This is a genomic window from Actinoalloteichus fjordicus (genome assembly GCF_001941625.1).
GTDB lineage: Bacteria > Actinomycetota > Actinomycetes > Mycobacteriales > Pseudonocardiaceae > Actinoalloteichus_A > Actinoalloteichus_A fjordicus.
In genome coordinates, this window is the sequence record NZ_CP016076.1 from 3,649,646 (window position 1) to 3,665,388 (window position 15,743).

The 15,743-nt window shown below is 70.3% G+C and carries 19 protein-coding genes; 17 read left to right on the forward strand and 2 right to left on the reverse strand.

Features of this window, described 5'->3' with window-relative positions; genetic code table 11:
* Window positions 1–193 precede the first annotated feature (193 nt).
* Window positions 194–628: a winged helix-turn-helix transcriptional regulator gene (locus UA74_RS32895; protein WP_075764751.1), complete on the forward strand. Its 435-nt coding sequence runs from the start codon at window positions 194–196 to the stop codon at window positions 626–628.
* Here the strand turns inward: UA74_RS32895 and UA74_RS16170 are convergent.
* On the reverse strand, window positions 584–1,222 hold the full coding sequence (locus UA74_RS16170; protein WP_232237848.1) for a prepilin peptidase: 639 nt from the start codon (window positions 1,220–1,222) through the stop codon (window positions 584–586). The genes UA74_RS32895 and UA74_RS16170 overlap by 45 nt on opposite strands.
* A gap of 469 nt (window positions 1,223–1,691) precedes the next feature.
* On the opposite strand from UA74_RS16170, the gene UA74_RS16175 reads away from it, so the two are divergent.
* The 12 genes from UA74_RS16175 to UA74_RS16230 all read left to right on the forward strand — a co-directional run bounded on the left by UA74_RS16175 (window position 1,692) and on the right by UA74_RS16230 (window position 12,585).
* The gene (locus UA74_RS16175) at window positions 1,692–2,081 is read left to right on the forward strand and encodes a hypothetical protein (RefSeq protein ID WP_232237280.1); all 390 of its coding nucleotides are present in this window, start codon (window positions 1,692–1,694) and stop codon (window positions 2,079–2,081) included.
* Complete coding sequence (locus UA74_RS32900) at window positions 2,075–3,109, forward strand: hypothetical protein (RefSeq protein WP_075764755.1); 1,035 nt, start codon at window positions 2,075–2,077, stop codon at window positions 3,107–3,109. The genes UA74_RS16175 and UA74_RS32900 overlap by 7 nt, the downstream gene beginning before the upstream one ends.
* 253 nt (window positions 3,110–3,362) lie before the next feature.
* Window positions 3,363–3,920, forward strand: a complete 558-nt coding sequence (locus tag UA74_RS16185) for an SAF domain-containing protein (RefSeq protein ID WP_157442247.1) — start codon at window positions 3,363–3,365, stop codon at window positions 3,918–3,920.
* A 38-nt stretch (window positions 3,921–3,958) separates the two neighbouring features.
* The gene (locus UA74_RS16190; RefSeq protein ID WP_157442248.1) at window positions 3,959–4,774 is read left to right on the forward strand and encodes a chromosome partitioning protein; all 816 of its coding nucleotides are present in this window, start codon (window positions 3,959–3,961) and stop codon (window positions 4,772–4,774) included.
* The gene (locus UA74_RS16195; protein ID WP_083683251.1) at window positions 4,771–6,189 is read left to right on the forward strand and encodes a CpaF family protein; all 1,419 of its coding nucleotides are present in this window, start codon (window positions 4,771–4,773) and stop codon (window positions 6,187–6,189) included. Before UA74_RS16190 ends, UA74_RS16195 begins: the two co-directional genes overlap by 4 nt.
* A gap of 5 nt (window positions 6,190–6,194) precedes the next feature.
* Window positions 6,195–7,067, forward strand: coding sequence for a type II secretion system F family protein (locus UA74_RS16200; RefSeq protein WP_075766175.1), 873 nt, complete (start codon window positions 6,195–6,197; stop codon window positions 7,065–7,067).
* The gene (locus UA74_RS16205; RefSeq protein WP_075764760.1) at window positions 7,064–7,957 is read left to right on the forward strand and encodes a type II secretion system F family protein; all 894 of its coding nucleotides are present in this window, start codon (window positions 7,064–7,066) and stop codon (window positions 7,955–7,957) included. The genes UA74_RS16200 and UA74_RS16205 overlap by 4 nt, the downstream gene beginning before the upstream one ends.
* Window positions 7,958–7,982: 25 nt before the next feature.
* Window positions 7,983–8,204 carry a hypothetical protein gene (locus tag UA74_RS16210; RefSeq protein ID WP_232237282.1) on the forward strand — a complete coding sequence of 74 codons (222 nt, stop codon included), beginning with the start codon at window positions 7,983–7,985 and terminating at the stop codon, window positions 8,202–8,204.
* Between the two features lie 91 nt (window positions 8,205–8,295).
* A complete protein-coding gene (locus tag UA74_RS16215; protein ID WP_232237283.1) occupies window positions 8,296–8,700 on the forward strand; it encodes a TadE/TadG family type IV pilus assembly protein in 405 nt (134 codons plus the stop codon).
* 125 nt (window positions 8,701–8,825) lie between these two features.
* Window positions 8,826–9,200, forward strand: coding sequence for a pilus assembly protein TadE (locus UA74_RS16220; protein ID WP_232237849.1), 375 nt, complete (start codon window positions 8,826–8,828; stop codon window positions 9,198–9,200).
* Window positions 9,197–9,676: a Tad domain-containing protein gene (locus UA74_RS16225; protein WP_232237284.1), complete on the forward strand. Its 480-nt coding sequence runs from the start codon at window positions 9,197–9,199 to the stop codon at window positions 9,674–9,676. The genes UA74_RS16220 and UA74_RS16225 overlap by 4 nt, the downstream gene beginning before the upstream one ends.
* 50 nt (window positions 9,677–9,726) lie before the next feature.
* The gene (locus UA74_RS16230; protein WP_075764764.1) at window positions 9,727–12,585 is read left to right on the forward strand and encodes a BTAD domain-containing putative transcriptional regulator; all 2,859 of its coding nucleotides are present in this window, start codon (window positions 9,727–9,729) and stop codon (window positions 12,583–12,585) included.
* Here the strand turns inward: UA74_RS16230 and UA74_RS32905 are convergent.
* The gene (locus UA74_RS32905; RefSeq protein ID WP_198042731.1) at window positions 12,574–13,008 is read right to left on the reverse strand and encodes a winged helix-turn-helix transcriptional regulator; all 435 of its coding nucleotides are present in this window, start codon (window positions 13,006–13,008) and stop codon (window positions 12,574–12,576) included. The genes UA74_RS16230 and UA74_RS32905 overlap by 12 nt on opposite strands.
* Window positions 13,009–13,694: 686 nt before the next feature.
* Here UA74_RS32905 and UA74_RS31880 point away from each other — a divergent pair.
* The 4 genes from UA74_RS31880 to UA74_RS16245 all read left to right on the forward strand — a co-directional run bounded on the left by UA74_RS31880 (window position 13,695) and on the right by UA74_RS16245 (window position 15,733).
* Window positions 13,695–13,841 carry a hypothetical protein gene (locus UA74_RS31880; RefSeq protein WP_157434240.1) on the forward strand — a complete coding sequence of 49 codons (147 nt, stop codon included), beginning with the start codon at window positions 13,695–13,697 and terminating at the stop codon, window positions 13,839–13,841.
* Window positions 13,842–13,980: 139 nt separating this feature from the next.
* Window positions 13,981–14,157 carry a hypothetical protein gene (locus UA74_RS31885; RefSeq protein ID WP_157434241.1) on the forward strand — a complete coding sequence of 59 codons (177 nt, stop codon included), beginning with the start codon at window positions 13,981–13,983 and terminating at the stop codon, window positions 14,155–14,157.
* Window positions 14,158–14,215: 58 nt separating this feature from the next.
* Complete coding sequence (locus UA74_RS16240; RefSeq protein WP_075743888.1) at window positions 14,216–14,467, forward strand: hypothetical protein; 252 nt, start codon at window positions 14,216–14,218, stop codon at window positions 14,465–14,467.
* A gap of 96 nt (window positions 14,468–14,563) precedes the next feature.
* Window positions 14,564–15,733 (forward strand): AAA family ATPase, encoded by a 1,170-nt coding sequence (locus UA74_RS16245; protein WP_075741024.1) that lies wholly within the window; start codon window positions 14,564–14,566, stop codon window positions 15,731–15,733.
* The last annotated feature ends 10 nt before the right edge of the window (window positions 15,734–15,743 follow it).

The window sequence follows — 15,743 nt, forward strand, 5'->3', positions numbered from 1 at the left end:
CGGTCCGGCAGACGACCCCGACGTCCGCCCGGCGCCGCGCGAATTCCAGGCGCAGCGACGCCGCCGGGTCCTTAGGAGACGGCGACGACCCCCACGTCGGTCTCCTGTTCGTGGCGTGTCCGACCGGAAACACCCCCCGGTCGGGCACGCCACGGCCTCTTCCTCACATCATTCGATCAATGAAGGTGACCTCGTGTATGCCCCGCTTCAACTTCAAGCGCTTCGAAACATCCGCAGCCTGATCAAGGGCGAGTGGGTGCCGGACATCCTCGTCGCCCTGCGCGGTGAGTCGCAGCACTTCAGCGAACTACGGAGCCGGGTCAACAGTCTCCAGGTCGCCCGGCGCTCCACCGGTTCCGGCGTGTTGCACGACGGGATCCTGTCCCGGACCCTGCAGCGGATGGAACACGACGGGCTGGTCGAACGCCGGGCGCAGACCGGGGTGTTCCCGCCGTCGGTCGAGTACCGCCTGACACCGCTCGGCGAGGACCTGATCGTCGTCATGCAGCCGCTCGCCGCGTGGATCGCGCACCGGACCGCAGCGAACGCTGCTCCGACTCACTCGGATCAGCCTTGCGTCCTGTCACCCGCCTGCCATGAGCAGCACGGTGACCGCCCCTGCGAGTAAGGCAGGTCCCAGCGGCATCGCCGACTGCGGGGAGGCACCACGCAGCAGGATCAGGACGGCGCCCTGGACGGTGGCGAAGACGAGCCCCAGCACGGTTCCGGCCAGCAGCACCGGCCATCCTGCCCAGCCCATCACGAGGCCGAGGAGACCGGCCAGCCGGACGTCACCTGCTCCCAGCCCTCCTCGGGCGCACAAGGCCACGGCCAGATACCCGCTGAACAGGACGACCATCCCCGACACTGCGCGCAAGAACGACGTCAGGTCATCACTGACGAGTGCGGCGAGACCGAGCAGCAGAACGTGGACCGGGTAGGCGGGCAGCAGGAGTGCCGTCGGCAGGCGTCGCTCCCGCCAGTCGATCACGGCTAACGGCATCCCGACGGCGACCAGGGCGCTGTAGGCGAGCAACTCGGGTCTGACCCCGACGCGCCAGGCCAACAGTCCGAACAGCAGGGCCGTCCCGACGGCCAGCGGCCCGGTCGAGCCGTGACGCCGTGTCGGCGGCCGGGTGTTCGAGAACCGTCGTATCACCGCGCTGCCGCCCACTCCGCAGGCGGCGCCGAGCAGCGTCCAGCCACAGAGGCCCCACCACATCAGCACGAGATCAATTCCTTTCGATCATACTTTCCATCACGCACTGAACAAAAGAAAAAGATCCTCTCGGGCACTTGTTCAACAATGCAGAGATCAGTGATCGACGCATTCCGTGACCAGTCACCGATTGTGTACTCCGTTCGGGTGATTGTCGAGGCTGGTGCCCATACGCGCATCAATACGCGTTCTTACTCACCTTGCGGTGAGTGCCAGGTCGGGCGGTAGAGATATGCCATCCCCGATACCCCCGGATCTGGAGGTCAGAGTGAAGCCCCGATTCGTCCCCGATTCACGGAGCTGGGCCGCCCTGGCGGTGGCGGTGTTATCCGTCGCCACCGCGACCGCCTGCACCACAACTGATTCCGCTGATTCGCCGGCGCGATCCTCGACGGTCCCGAACACGTCACCGGAGTCCTCTGCCACGAGCAGCCCGTCGCCTTCTCCTCACGACGACGCTGAAGCAGCGGCGGTGGCTGCGTATGAAGGAATGTGGGCTGCCTTCGTCGCCGCGGGAACGACGGCGCACTGGCAGGACCCTGCCCTGGCCACGCACGCCACCGGCCAGGCATTGTCGACCTTGACCCGCGGCCTCTACGCCGATGCCTACAACGGCCTGGTCACCCGAGGAGAACCGATCCTCGACCCGACGGTCTCCTCAGCCGAACCCGCAGGCGATCCGACGACGGTGATCGTGACCGACTGTGGTGACGGGTCGAACTGGCTGAAGTACACCGCCGAGGGGCAGCTGGCCGACGACGAACCCGGTGGACGACGGCGGATCAACGCGATCGTCGAGCGCCAGCCGAACCACGACTGGATGGTCACCGACTTCGGCGTTCACGAGGTGGGAACATGCTGAACCTGACCCGCCTCGGTGTGACCGTCGGTTCCGCTGCCCTCTTGCTGCTCACCGGCGCGGCGCACACCTCCGCCGCTGACGGCTGGCGTGACGTCGACTGCTGGCAGATCCCCCGGCCCGGCTGCGATCTCGGTGCCGGGTCAGACGGACACGGCCCGGCTCCCGGCATCCCCTCGCCCGGATCGCCCCGGCCTCCGGCCCAGGACAGACAGGGCGGCGGCGAGCAGGCGCCCGCACCCGGTGGCGACGGCGAGGACGACGGACTGGCCGAGTGCGAGTACGTCCGTAGCGACTACCAGTCACCCCCGGGTGCGATCCCGGCCTCGGTCTTCCCGTCGGCGTCCCCGACGCTTCCGGCGGTGGTGCCGGCTGCACACCGTTCGCGGGCCGCTGTGTCGAGCCGGGCTCCGGACTCTGCGGTTCCGGTGCAGGACGGGGAGGAGCCGGGTGCCTGGTATGTGTGGCAGTGCTCCACGGAGGGCTACCGCGACGCCCTGTACCGGCCGCCCGTGTGGATTCCCGACGGCGAGGAACCAGGCGCTGAGCTGTTGCCCTCACCGGAGGAGTTGGCCGCGCTGGCGCGGGACCAGCTGCGGCTGCCGCAGCCGAGCATCGCGACGTCCCCGACCGGGGACCAGCTCGTGCACCTGCCGACGTGGCTGTGGCTGGAGGAGACCAGCTGGGGTGCGCGGTCGGCGACGGCGTCGGTTCCCGGCGTGTCGGTCACCGCGACAGCCCGCCCGGTGTCGACGACCTGGTCCACCGGGGACGGAGCTTCGGTGACCTGCACCGGCCCCGGCACCCCGTTCCCCGCCGACGGCGATCCCGAAGCCCCCTCACCGGACTGCGGGCACGTCTACCGCAGCTCCTCCGACCACCAGCCCGACCGGGAATTCCCCCTGACCGCGACCGTGCGGTGGGAGATCACCTGGTCCGGCGGCGGCGCCGGAGGGACGTTCCCCGACCTGACGACCGAGGCGACCACCACGGTGCGCGTCGCCGAGTCCCAGGCCCTCAACACCGGCTGAGCGACCTTTCGCCGGTGGTCGCTTCCCCGAGCTGGCTTCAACTTCTCGGTTCTCTCCTCTACTCGTTCTCGTCGTCGCTGCTCGGGCGGACGACGGGTCCCTCACTCCACTCCTCTGGAGGTAGTTCGTGAACGTCACGACGCAAGAATCGGCCTCGACGGCCGCAGCATCGGCGGAGCACTGGGCCAGTGGAGGGAAGGGGCCGCGATCTCGGCCGCCGGGCAGAAGTCGACGGCGTGTGCCGCATCTGGCTGTGGGTGGTGTGCTGGTCCTGGCGTGCGCGGCCGGTTCGGTGTGGATGTGGACCACGGCCGGCGAGCGGCGTGCGGTGCTCGCGGTGGCGCGTCCGGTGTCGGTGGGCCATGTGCTTACGGCCGCCGACCTGCGCGAGGTACAAGTCGGGGCGGACCCCGATCTTCCGGTGGTCGAGGCCGTCGCCGTCGACGGCGTCCTCGGCCGTCCGATGGGCACCAGCCTCCCGGCGGGTGCTCTGCTCCACCGCGACGCGGTGGGCACCGTCCTGGTGCCTGCGGCGGATCGAGCCATGACGGCGGTGGCGGTGCCCGACGGGCGCGTTCCCCCGGAGGTCGCCGCCGGGGCGGCGGTGTCCCTGGTCGCAGCCCCCGACGAGTCGGCTCTTGAAGGCGTCGGGGCCGCCGAGACGTGGGCGGCGACGGTCGTCGGCGTCACCACACGGGAGACGACGTCGACGACGGTCCTCAGCGTCGAACTGGCGTCCGATGACGCACGGGAGGTCGCGGCCGTGGCCGACGGGCAGATCTCGGTGGTCGTCCTGGGCGGTGATCGGTGATGCTGATCGCCCTGGCCAGTCTCAAAGGGTCTCCCGGGGTGACCACGTTCGCCGTGGCGCTGGCAGCGACCTGGCCTGGCGGGTGTCGGCGGGTCCTCGTCGAGTGCGATCCCTCGGGCGGGGACCTCGGGGTGCGGTTCGGACTACCGACCTCACCCGGGTTGGTCAGCCTCGCCGCGGCGGGGCGCACCCACGACGATCCCGAGCTGGTGTGGCGGCACGCGTGGCCGTTGCCCTCGGAAGTGCCCGTCGTCGCTGCTCCGCCGGGCGCGGCGCAGGCTAGGGCGGCCGTCACCGCGCTGGCCCCCGCACGTGATCGGGCCGGTGTGCTGGTCGCTGCGGGACGGGCGGGCGGGGTGGTGCTCGTCGACTGCGGGCGTCTGGATCCCGCGTCGCCTGCGTGGCCGCTGGTGGCGGCGGCGGATGCGTTGCTGTTGATGAGCGGAGCCCATGCCGATGAGCTGGCCCACCTCGCGGCGCGGCTGACCACCGTGGGCCGATGGTCCCGACACCCCGCGCTGGTCCTCGTCGGCGAGGGGCATTCCAGCAGCGAGGTCACCCGCGAGCTGGGCGTCCCGGTGCTGGCTCAGGTTCCACACGACCCGCGCAGCGCCGCAGCGCTCAGCGGACGCCCCACCAGCCGCAGGACGGTGACCCGTTCCGGGCTCGCTCGCGTCGCCCACCAGGTCGCCCGAGCCTTGACGACCCGAGACGCCGACGTCCCTCGAACTTCCGGGCCCGATGCCGCACCTGTTCAGGCCGGAGTGCGACATCCGATCGCGCTCGCAGAAAAGGCGGTCGCGCCGCTGGCGGCTGCCGCCGAGGATCTGACGACGACAAGGACGACCCGATGACCTCCTTCGACTCCCGACCGCCACTGTCACAGCGCCGACGACAGGAGACCTCCCCTCGCGCATCAGGGTTCGTCGACGAACCGCCTGGTGGTGGCGTCGTGGACAGGCTGCGTCGTCGGCTGCGTACTGATCTGACGACGGTGCTCCCTGAGCGAGTCGCGGCCCAGCAGCAACGCTCCGGTGTGCCGTCCACCCCCGAGGGGCGGCGGGTGCTGGCTCAGGCGATCCTCGCCGAGTCCGTCCAGGCGCACAGCGAAGCCGAGCTGATGGCCAACCGGGCACTCGCCCCGGGCGACGTCGAGGCGCGGGTCGTCGCGGAGGCCCTCGACGAGGTGTTCGGGATGGCCGGGTTGCAGCCGCTGTTGGACGACCCGTCCATCGAGACGATCAACGCCAATTCGTGGGATCGGGTGTTCGTCCAGTACTCCGACGGGAGCCGGGAGCGAGTCCGTCCGATCGCCGGGTCCGATGAGGAGCTGACCGACCTCGTCCGGCTGCTCTCCGCCCGCTCGGGTGCGGAGGAGCGCCGCTTCGACCGGGGTTCCCCGTCGGTCAACGTGCAGTTGCCCGGCGGTCAGCGGCTGTTCGCGGTGACCGGGCTGACCGCCGGTGGGGTGACGTCGCTGTCGATCCGCCGCCACCGGCATCGCCACGCCACCCTCGGCCAACTCCGGAGGAGCGGCACCCTCGACGACGGGCTCGTCGAGTTCCTCCGAGCGCTGGTTCGGGCGCGGAAGAACATCCTGATCACCGGTGGCACGGGCATCGGCAAGACCACGCTGCTGCGGGCGCTGGCCTCCGAGATGGACCCCCGCGAGCGCCTGGTCACCATCGAGGACGCCTTCGAGCTCGGTCTCGACGCCGACGGCGATCGGCACCCGGATGTCACCGCGTTGCAGGCCCGCGAGGCCAACATCGAAGGCGAAGGCACCGTGTCCCAGGCCGAGCTGGTGCGGTGGGGACTGCGGATGTCTCCGGACCGGGTGATCGTCGGGGAGATCCGCGGCCCCGAGGTGATCCCGATGTGCAACGCCATGTCGCAGGGCAACGACGGCAGCATGGCCACCCTGCACGCCTCCAGTTCGAAGATCGCCTTCGCCCGGTTGGCCTCCTACGCCGCCCAAGGCGCCGAACGACTGCCAGTGGAGGCGACAAACCTGCTCGTCGCTTCCGCCGTGCACGTCGTGGTGCACCTCGCCCACGCCGCAGACCGCCGGACACGGGTGGTGTCCTCGATCCGCGAGGTCGTCGGCGCCGACGGCGCCCAGGTGATCTCCAACGAGGTCTACCGGCCCGGACCCGACCGCCGCGCCCGACCGGTCGCCGGGGCACTGTCCACCGACACCCTGGAAGACCTGATCGCCGTCGGCATGGACCCCGACGTTCTCACTCGCGGCGGGACGTGGACGTCGTGACCGGCATGACCACCTGGGCCGCGCTCCTCGGCATCGGCCTCGGCCTCGGTGTGCTTCTCCTCGTCACCGGCTGGCACGCCCCTGCCCCCGACCGGGCGCCCCGGTCGTCGCGACCCGCACGGGAACACCGTGGGCCGACGGTGCGGCGCGCGGTGCCTGCGGTCGGCGTCGCCCTCGCGGGGTCGGTGCTTACCGGGTGGGTCGTCGGCGGAGTCCTGGCCGGGCTGGCCTGCTACGCACTGCCCCGACTGCTCGGCCGCGACCCCGACCACCAGCGGCGAGTCGCCCGCGTCGAGAGCATCGCGACCTGGACCGAGCAGCTGCGCGACACCCTCTCGGCCGCCGCCGGGTTGGAACAGGCGATCCTGGCCACCGCCGACCTCGCCCCCGTCGCCATCCGACCACAGATCGCCGCGCTCACCGCCCGGCTGCGCGCGGGAGAGCGACTGGCACCGGCCCTGCGGCACCTGGCCGGCGACCTCGCCGACCCGACCGCCGACCTGGTGATCGCCGCGCTGATCTCCGCGTCACAGCAGCAGGCCCGCCGACTCGCCGACCTCCTCGGGTCCTTGGCGCTGGCGGCGCGGGAGCAGGTGTCGATGCGGCTGCGCATCGACGCCGGACGCGCCCGGACTCGCACCTCGATCCGCGTCATCGTCGGCACCACGCTGGCCTTCGCCATCGGCCTGGTCGTGCTCAACCGCGACTACCTCACCGCCTACGACACCACCACCGGACAGCTGGTCCTCCTCGGCGTCGGCGGGCTCTTCGGCGCCGGGTTCGCCTGGCTGGCCCGGATCGCCACCGTCATCGAACCTGCTCGCGTCCTCACCGCGACCGCAGATCACACCCGGTCCGAACACGGGGTGCTCCCGTGACCGCGGCACTGTTCCTGGGTATCGGCCTGGGCCTAGGGCTCTGGCTGATAGCCCTGTGGCTCGTCCCGCCACGCCCGGCGCTGGGGACACTCCTGCACCGCCCGGACGGCGGTCCGGTCGACCCGAATGTCGGAGGCGACGGCGGGCTGGGATGGGCCGGGCTCGTCGGCCGTCTGGCGGCGCGCGTGCTGCGGGGCATCGGGCTGCCCGGAGCCCGGCTCCACCGTGACCTGGCCGTTCTGGACACGCCGGTCGCCGGGCACCTCGCGGAGAAGGCGGTCCTGGCCGCGCTCGGGTTGCTCACCCCGGGGCTCGGGCATCTCCTGCTGGCCCTGCTCGGAGCGGCCCCGCCGTGGCCGGTGCCGATCGTGGCGGCCGTCGTGCTCGCCGGGATCGGATTCGTCGTACCCGACCTGCGCGTCGGTCGGGAGGCCGCCGCACGACGCGAGGAGTTCCGCCACGCGCTGTCGGTCTACCTGGACCTGGTCTGGATCACCCTCGCCGGGGGAGCCGGCGTCGACAGCGCCCTGCACCAGTGCGCAGCCATCGGCCACGGCTTCGCCTTCACCCGTCTCCGCCGGGCACTGGCCGACGCCCACCTCATCCGCAGCACCCCCTGGGCGACGCTACGACGCCTCGGGGAGCACCTCGACATCACCGAGCTGACCGAACTCGCCGCCACCATCTCCCTGGCAGGTCATGAAGGCGCCCGGGTGCGCACCTCCCTCGCGGCGAAAGCCCAGGCACTGCGCACCCGGCAACTCACCACCGCCGAAGGCGCGGCCCAGGCCGCCACCGAACGCATGTCCCTGCCCGTGATGTGCCTGTTCCTGGGATTCCTGGTGTTCATCGGCTATCCCGCGCTCGCCCACGTCCTGACCGGACTCTGACCGATTCCCGCTGTTATCCGAAACCGTGACCAGCAGAAACGGAGACACACCGATGCTCACCTATCTCAACCTGTTCACCGAGGGCCTGCGCGATCGGTGGCAGGCGCTGCACCGCGACCCGGATGCCGGGTATTCCACCGAGACCGTCGTCGTGACCGCGCTGCTGGTGGCCCTGGCCATCGCCGTCCTGGCCGTCCTGGCCATCGCCGTCATGAACCGTGCCACCAGCATCGACCTCGGCGTGTGACCCCGTGCACACCTCCCCACACGCCGACGCGCACTGTGCCCCGGCTTCGAATTCGACCCCACGGCCGATCCGCCGACGGGTCCGCGACGTCTTGTCCGGTGAGTCCGGCGCGGTGTCGGTGGAGCTGGTCATCGCAACCCCGCTGCTGCTACTCGTGCTGCTGCTGATCGTGCAGTTCACCCTGTGGTCGCATGCCACCCACCTCGCTCAGGCCGCCGCCTCCCGAGGCCTGGCCGCCGCTCGCATCCACGAGGCCACCGCCGCCGAGGGCCACCACGCCGCCAGCAGCCTCCTGGACTCCCTCGGCACCGCCACCCTGACCGAGATCAGCATCGACGTCGACCGCGACACCGACCTCGCCTCCGCACGCATCACCGGTCGGGCCACCAGCGTCGTCCCCGGCCTGCACCTGCCCGTCCGCGCCGCCGCCAGCGGCCCGGTCGAACGAGTCGTCCCCGCCGTCCCGGGAGCGCGGAACGGCGGGGCGAGCCGATGACACGCCACGATCGGGTCTTCGACCGGACACCTCCACCACCACGCCTCACCAGGACCGGCCCTTGGTGGCGATCTGATCGAGGGTCGGCGGCCGTGGAGGTCACACTGCTGACACCCGTTCTGATCATGCTGCTCGTGTTCGTCGCCGTGGTGATCCACCGCGGCGTCACCGCCCGTCTGCGTCTCGACGACGCCGCCCACCAAGCCGCGCGGGCAGCCAGCATCGAACGGTCGGCTGCTGGCGCGCGAACAGCAGCGCGCACCGCTGTGACAGAGACCCTCGGCTCCGGTGACGTGGTCTGCCAGTCGCCGAACGTCGACCTCGACACCACGGGGCTGACCGCCGGCGGTGCCGTGACGGCGACGGTGACCTGCACCCTCGACCTCGGCGACGCCCTCCTCCTGGGAGTTCCGACACGAACGCTCTCAGCGTCGGCCACCGAGGTCGTCGACACCTGGCGAGCCGCCGACACCACCGAGACGACAGGAGACAGACGATGAGCCGACGTGCCCGACATGCCCGCCCGACCTGGTGGGACCGCGTCCGCACCTGGTGGCGAGGCTGGTGGACACGAGAGGAGGGCCGGGTGACCGCCTTCGTCGTCACCCTCGTTCTTGCCGTCCTCACCCTGGCCGGGCTGGCGTTGGACGGCGGCCTGGCCTTGGCCGCCAGTGTCCGCGCCGCCGGTCAGGCCCAGTCCGCTGCCCGTGCCGGCGCGCAAGCACTGGACCTCGCGGCCTTCCGCGACAGCGGGACGCTGCGGCTCGTACCCGCCCGCGCCGCCGCCGACGCCCACGATCACCTCGACCGCGTCGGAACGACCGGAGTCGTCTCCGCATCCGAGGCGGAGGTCACCGTCACCGTCACGGACTCCCATCGCACGCAGTTGCTGAACCTGATCGGGATCTCCGAGCTGCCTGTGCGCGGCGAAGGAACAGCACTCCCCGAACGCGGCGACACCGCCCCCCAGCCCTAACAACAGACCACCCGTCCATCCCGCACCAGGTCAGGCGGCGGAGGCACGATGTGATCAGACTCGGCAACGAACTCAGAAGGCTGCTCGCCGCGACAGGCGCCCTGGCCGCGTTGATCGCGCTGCTCTGCGGGGTGCCGTGGGCCCTGGTTCGCTACATCGGCTGGCCCCTGCCCGACCGCCTGCCCAGCCTCGCCGAGATTCCGGACATGCTGCTGAGCCCGATGACCACCGGACTACTCCTCGATGTCCTGGCCTGTCTGTGCTGGCTGGCCTGGGGCGTCTTCCTCCTCGACGTCGCCCGCAGCGCCGTCCACGCCGTGGGCGGCGTCCACCGCCGCCCCGGACGGGGCGGGCCGAGACACACCGTGGCCGCCGTCCTGGTCGGCGTGCTGATCGTCGCGGTCCTCGGCGGACGAGCACCGCCGACCTCGACGCCCGCAGCTCCTGTCGTGGCAGCTCTGCACGATGACGACCTCCGAGGTAAGCCTTCGGTGACCCTCGTCGGAATGCAGGACGCTGCCTCCTCAGCGGACGAACAGGCCCGGCCCACCACCGTGATCGTGCGGGCACCACAGGACGGCGTACACGACTCGCTCTGGCGCATCGCCCAACGCACCCTCGGAGACGGGACCCGCTGGCCCGACATCTACGCCCTCAACGAAGGGACCAGTCAACCCGGCGGGCGAGCCCTGACCAACCCGGCCCTGATCCATCCCGGACAGGAACTCCTCCTTCCCCACCACACCGCGTCCGACCACCCTCGACCCGACAGCCACCCACCGGAAAGCCCCGACCACACCCCGGCACCACCGCCGGCGCCGCCCTCACCGCCACATCTCGACGCAGAACCAGACCGGGACCGGGACTCGGCAGACTCTCCCTTACCCCCGACAGCACCACCCGGCATCGTGCCTCCGCCGACCGACCACCCTCCGGAACCATCGGCGCGTGATCAACCGTCGGCGCCTCCGCCAGCGGTGTTCGTCGGACTCGGCCTGGCCGCGGCGGTCAGCACGGCGTTGCTGCTCGCTCGGCGTCGGCACCGTCGGTCGTACCGGCCCGGCAGCGGCCGTCGTGAGGTCCTGCCCGTCGCTCCCGTCGTCTACCAGCTGCACCTCGCCCACCTGCGTACCGACACCCCGGATGACGCCGCGGGCAGCGACCTCGACAAGCTGTTCGGCGGCCAGGAGGTCGCCCTCGGCTCCGCAGCCGGACAGACTCACCCGCCGGGCGATGTCCACGGCACGCCGCTGGGAATGCGCGACGGCCACGAGATCGCCGTGGACCTGGCCCGCACCCGAGGACTCGGCCTGATCGGCGTCGGCGCGCCCGCCGCCGCACGCGCCCTGCTGCTCACCCTGCTCACCGACCATGCGCCGCAGGACGTCCGCCAGGAGCCGACCCGCGTCCTCTTGGCCGCACCCGACTTGGCCGCGCTCCTCGACCACCACCCCGGGCACCGTCGGCACCACGGGGGTCTCAGGGTGGTCTCCGATCTGGACGCGGTGCTGGACGAGGTCGACACCGAGATCCTGCGGCGTCTGCGCAGCGAGCCGCCGCCCACCGGCTGGCCGCTGCTGGCGCTCCTGGTGCGCGTGCCGGACCGTGCTGTCGGCCGGGTGCAGGCCGCGTTGGACAACGGCGGTCACCTCGGGATCGTCGGGATCATCCTCGGGTCGTGGCCGGCCGGGATCACCGCGTCGCTCACCACCGACGGCATCGTCTCGGCGACCAACCCCGGGCCCGGCAGACGACTACTCGGCACCCGGATGTTCCGCCTGACCACCGAGTCGGACGCCACCGACCTGCTCGCCCTGTTCCACCCCGCCGACCCCGACCCCGAGACGTCCTGGGTCGACCGGTGTCCCGAGCACGACGACCCCGACGACGATTCCCGTCTACGGGACGTCGATGCGCTCGAGGTCACCGCACCACCGCCCGCCGCGCTCGACCCGGCACCTTCGAGCGACGCCGATGCGGCACCGGAGTCGACGTCCCGGGAGCCCTCGACCTCCACCTCGGCGGCGTCGGACCCCGCCGAGGAGACCGTCGTTCCCCTGCGCCTGGTCGTCCTGGGCGCGCTGCGCCTGCACTGGCGTCCCGACGCGACCGACGAGCAGGCCGGCCGCGAGATCCTCGCGGACCTGTCACCCCGACAGCGAGAACTCCTGGTGTTCCTCGCCGTGCACCCGCAGGGAGTCTCCCGCGAGCTCCTCGTCTCGACACTCTGGACCGCAGGTCCCCCGCGCAGGCCGACCAACGCCCTGAACACGGCACTGACCCGACTGCGCACAACGCTCGGTGAGGCCACCCACGGGTCGATCACCGAGGTCGTCGTCCTGCGCGGCGACCGCTACCACCTCGACCCGAGAAGCATCGACGTCGACTACTGGACGTTCAGCGAAGCCGTGGCGGCTCGACGTGTGGCCGCCACCGACCGCGACCGGGTGGACGCCGATCGCCGCATCCTGGCGTGTTATGCGGGTCCACTCGCCGAGGACCTCGTCGGTGACTGGGTCGAACCCGTGCGCGAGGCCGCGCGCCGCGACGCGCTGGACGCAGTCGCCGCAATGGCCCGCGCCACCGTCGCACACGACCCCGAAGAGACTCTCGACCTCCTCGAGAACGCCCGCACCATCGATCCGCACAATGACCTGCTCTACCGCGACATCATGCGACTACAACACCGCCTCGACCGCCCCGAGGCAATAGCCCGCACACTCCAATTACTCACGACCCGCCTCGCCGAGATCGGCGAGACCCCCAGCCCCGAGACCCGCGATCTCGCCGCCCGACTTCAACACCACCGCGACACGACGCCACCCGATTCCATCGCCGAGATGACGCGGACGGAGAGAGTCGTTCACCGGGCACAACGCGGTGACGGCACCAGAGAGTCACCGTTGTGACTCAGCCTCGCCATGCCAATCGACGTCGGCGACACCGTCGCGGACGGCGCGGGCCCGCACGATGACCTGCTCATGCCGACCAGCCCAGTCCACGACCGCACTCATCGCCGACACGAAGTCCCGAGCCGCCGGAGTCAACCCGTAGCTGACATGCGGAGGGAAAACCTCAGACTTCTGACTTCGAGTCAACAACCCCTCGTCAGTCAACTTTTTCAAGACTTTCGTCAGAATGCTATCGTGCAAGACATCCAATCGATTAGACCATTCCACACTCAGCGAATACGAACGAATCGTGGACAGTATCTCCACCCGCCGCAGAGGGCCAGCCGACACCGCCATCAGCACGGCCGGCACCCACTTGTCTCCCAGCAACGAACGCACCGCATACCACCGCGACAGGAAGAGCTCGTCCGCCTCGTTCATCGCCACTCCCGTCCCGTGCCCACCCCCTGCGGGGAACCCACATCCTCGCCCCTCGGCCGAACGAGTCATCCTCCCGGCGAGCACAGCCCGCCGCCACACGATCATGACCAGCCCAGACCAGCAGGGATGCCGATCGGGATACCACCAGGGAAGCCAGCAGGGAAGCCAGCTGAGCCGGCACCACCCGACACGACTCCACCACCAGGTCACACCCCGTGCCGGGGGTACCACGGCCATCCCAGAGTCCTCCCCGCACAGGAAGGTGAACACATCGGGGCAGCCGCGCGGGACCAGCCCCTCCCTCACCGGCCTTCTCCCCACGACTTCTGACACTACTCACCTTTCATGCCCTCACTTCACCGAATACTCCCTTCATTCCCCATTCCTTCGAATTAACCAATTGAATCATCGGATCGAATGCCGCGAAAGGAAACCGCCCCCGACCAAGGGTAATACAAACAACGGAACGGAGACAATGCCACACGCCCCCATTCGGACACATGGCGAATTGCGGCGGAAAAATCTCGAAAAGAGTCATGAAAATCGGGGTTCGTCCGGTTGCATTCGCCGACCAACAGAGCTATCGTTAAATCACAACAACGGGAACGGAGAGCACCGAAAATCCACGAATGGCGCGCAATCATGGCACGTCGAATGCACACTCGGCGCGATCCGCCAATTATTGAATGGGGGAAACCATGTGTTTCGCCGACACCCTCACCGAAACCGACGACACGGTGACCGCGTACTGCTACTGCGGTTGGGTCGAATACGGACACACCCAGGAATCGGCTGACGCCGCCGCCGAATCCCACCAGAACTCGACGGAATAACCGAATACCGGCCTCGACCGCCACCCGTATCGCCACAGCCCCCACCGTGCCTCGCACATTCGACCCTGCCCGTATCACACCCCGCGCTGAACGCTGCCCGAATCCCGACCGCCGGAATTCATCGAAGGAGATCGACGTCATGGATATGAACGAGGCCTTCAACGAGATGCGTGACGCCACCAATTGGTGCCTGCTCGCCGAGCCCGACGACGACCCGCAGCTCTGGATCGCCGAGGCGAAGCGCGCGCTGGAAGCGGTCAACAGCTTCCACTTCTCGTGCAGTTGGGAGTGGCGGCGCATGGATCGCCGTTCCTGATTCGCCGCCGGCACCTCACCCGAGGCCCCCGCACCACGACCGAAGGGATTTCGTGATCATGAAGCTCACCGTCGGCATGTTGATCGACCAGCTCACGGCGTTCGACCCGGAGGCGTCGGTGCGTCTGGCGTTCCAACCCGCCTGGCCCCTCGAGTACGACGTGGAACGGGTGACCGGATCCCACACGCCGCCTGGCGACGACGACCTCGACGACGCCCCCGGGGTGGTGTGGATCGGACAGGGCGACCACATCGGATACCTGCCCGAAACCGCCACCGACGCCATGGGGTGGCAACGCGACCAGGACTGAACCGGCCGCCGTTCGGCCGTCAACGAACGGCCGAACGGCGCCCGCACCTCGGCCCGTTCGCCATCCCACCGCACGAGATCGAAAGGACGACACGCGATGACCACCGCACCTCCGCCACCGGTTCCGTCGGCGACATCCGCCGCGACCGTTCCCCGGCCGGCGGGTGCTCGGTTGCGCAGCGGTGAGCTCCGCCGACAGGTGGCCGCCGTACTCGCCGACCAAACCGAGGTCGATCACACGCCGCGCACCGTCGCCCTCGCGTTGGGTCGGTCGGCCGGCGCGGTCGCGAACGCCTTGGCCGTGTTGGTGGACCGGGGTGAGGCCGCGCAGACGTCGACGACACCGGTACGGTTTCGGGCCAACGCTGCCACGGCAGCCGCCGCGACGGCGGCGCACACCGGGGGCTCGGGGTCGCCGCGTCGGTCCCGCGCGACGGCGCCGCCCGCGCCGGCCACGGGTGCCGGGGTGGTGTCGGGGCCGGTGACACGGCCGAACGGGCAGACCTATCACCCGCGCACCGTCGCGGGGATGCCCGACGTCACGGCGCTACGCCGGTTGCGTGAGGCCGGGGTGCCTGCGTTGTTGTACGGCCCACCCGGCACCGGGAAGACGTCGGTGGTCGAGGCGGCGTTCCCGGATCTGATCACCGTCGCGGGTGACGGTGACACCACGGTGGCCGACTTCGTCGGCGAGTACACGCAGACGCCCGACGGCCGGTACGTGTTCGTCCACGGTCCCCTGATCCGCGCGATGCGTGCGGGCCTTCCCCTGTTCATCGACGACGCCACCCTGATCCCGCCGACCGTGTTGGCCGTGGTCTACCCCGCGATGGACGGACGCCGCGAGATCGTCGTGAAGGCCTACGGCGGCGAGGTCGTGCACGCCGCCCCCGGGTTCTACACGATCGCCGGCCACAACCCCGGTGTTCACGGCGCGGTGTTGTCCGACGCGTTGGCGTCCCGGTTCGCCGTACAGATCCAGGTGTCCACCGACTACGACCTCGCCACCCAGCTCGAGATCGACCGGCGCGCCGTGCGCGTCGCGCGCAACCTCGCCGCCCGTCAGGCACGCGGTGAGGTCGGGTGGGCGCCGCAACTCCGTGAACTGATCGCGTTTCAGCGGATCGCCGACGTGTTGGGCAGTGATGCCGCCGCCGGGAACCTCATCGGCGCCGCACCGGAGGAGGACCGCGACACCGTTGGCTTGGTGGTGCGCGGGGTGTTCGGCAAACCGCTGGAGCCGCTCGCCCTCGGTGCCCGCATCTGACACGCCCGGC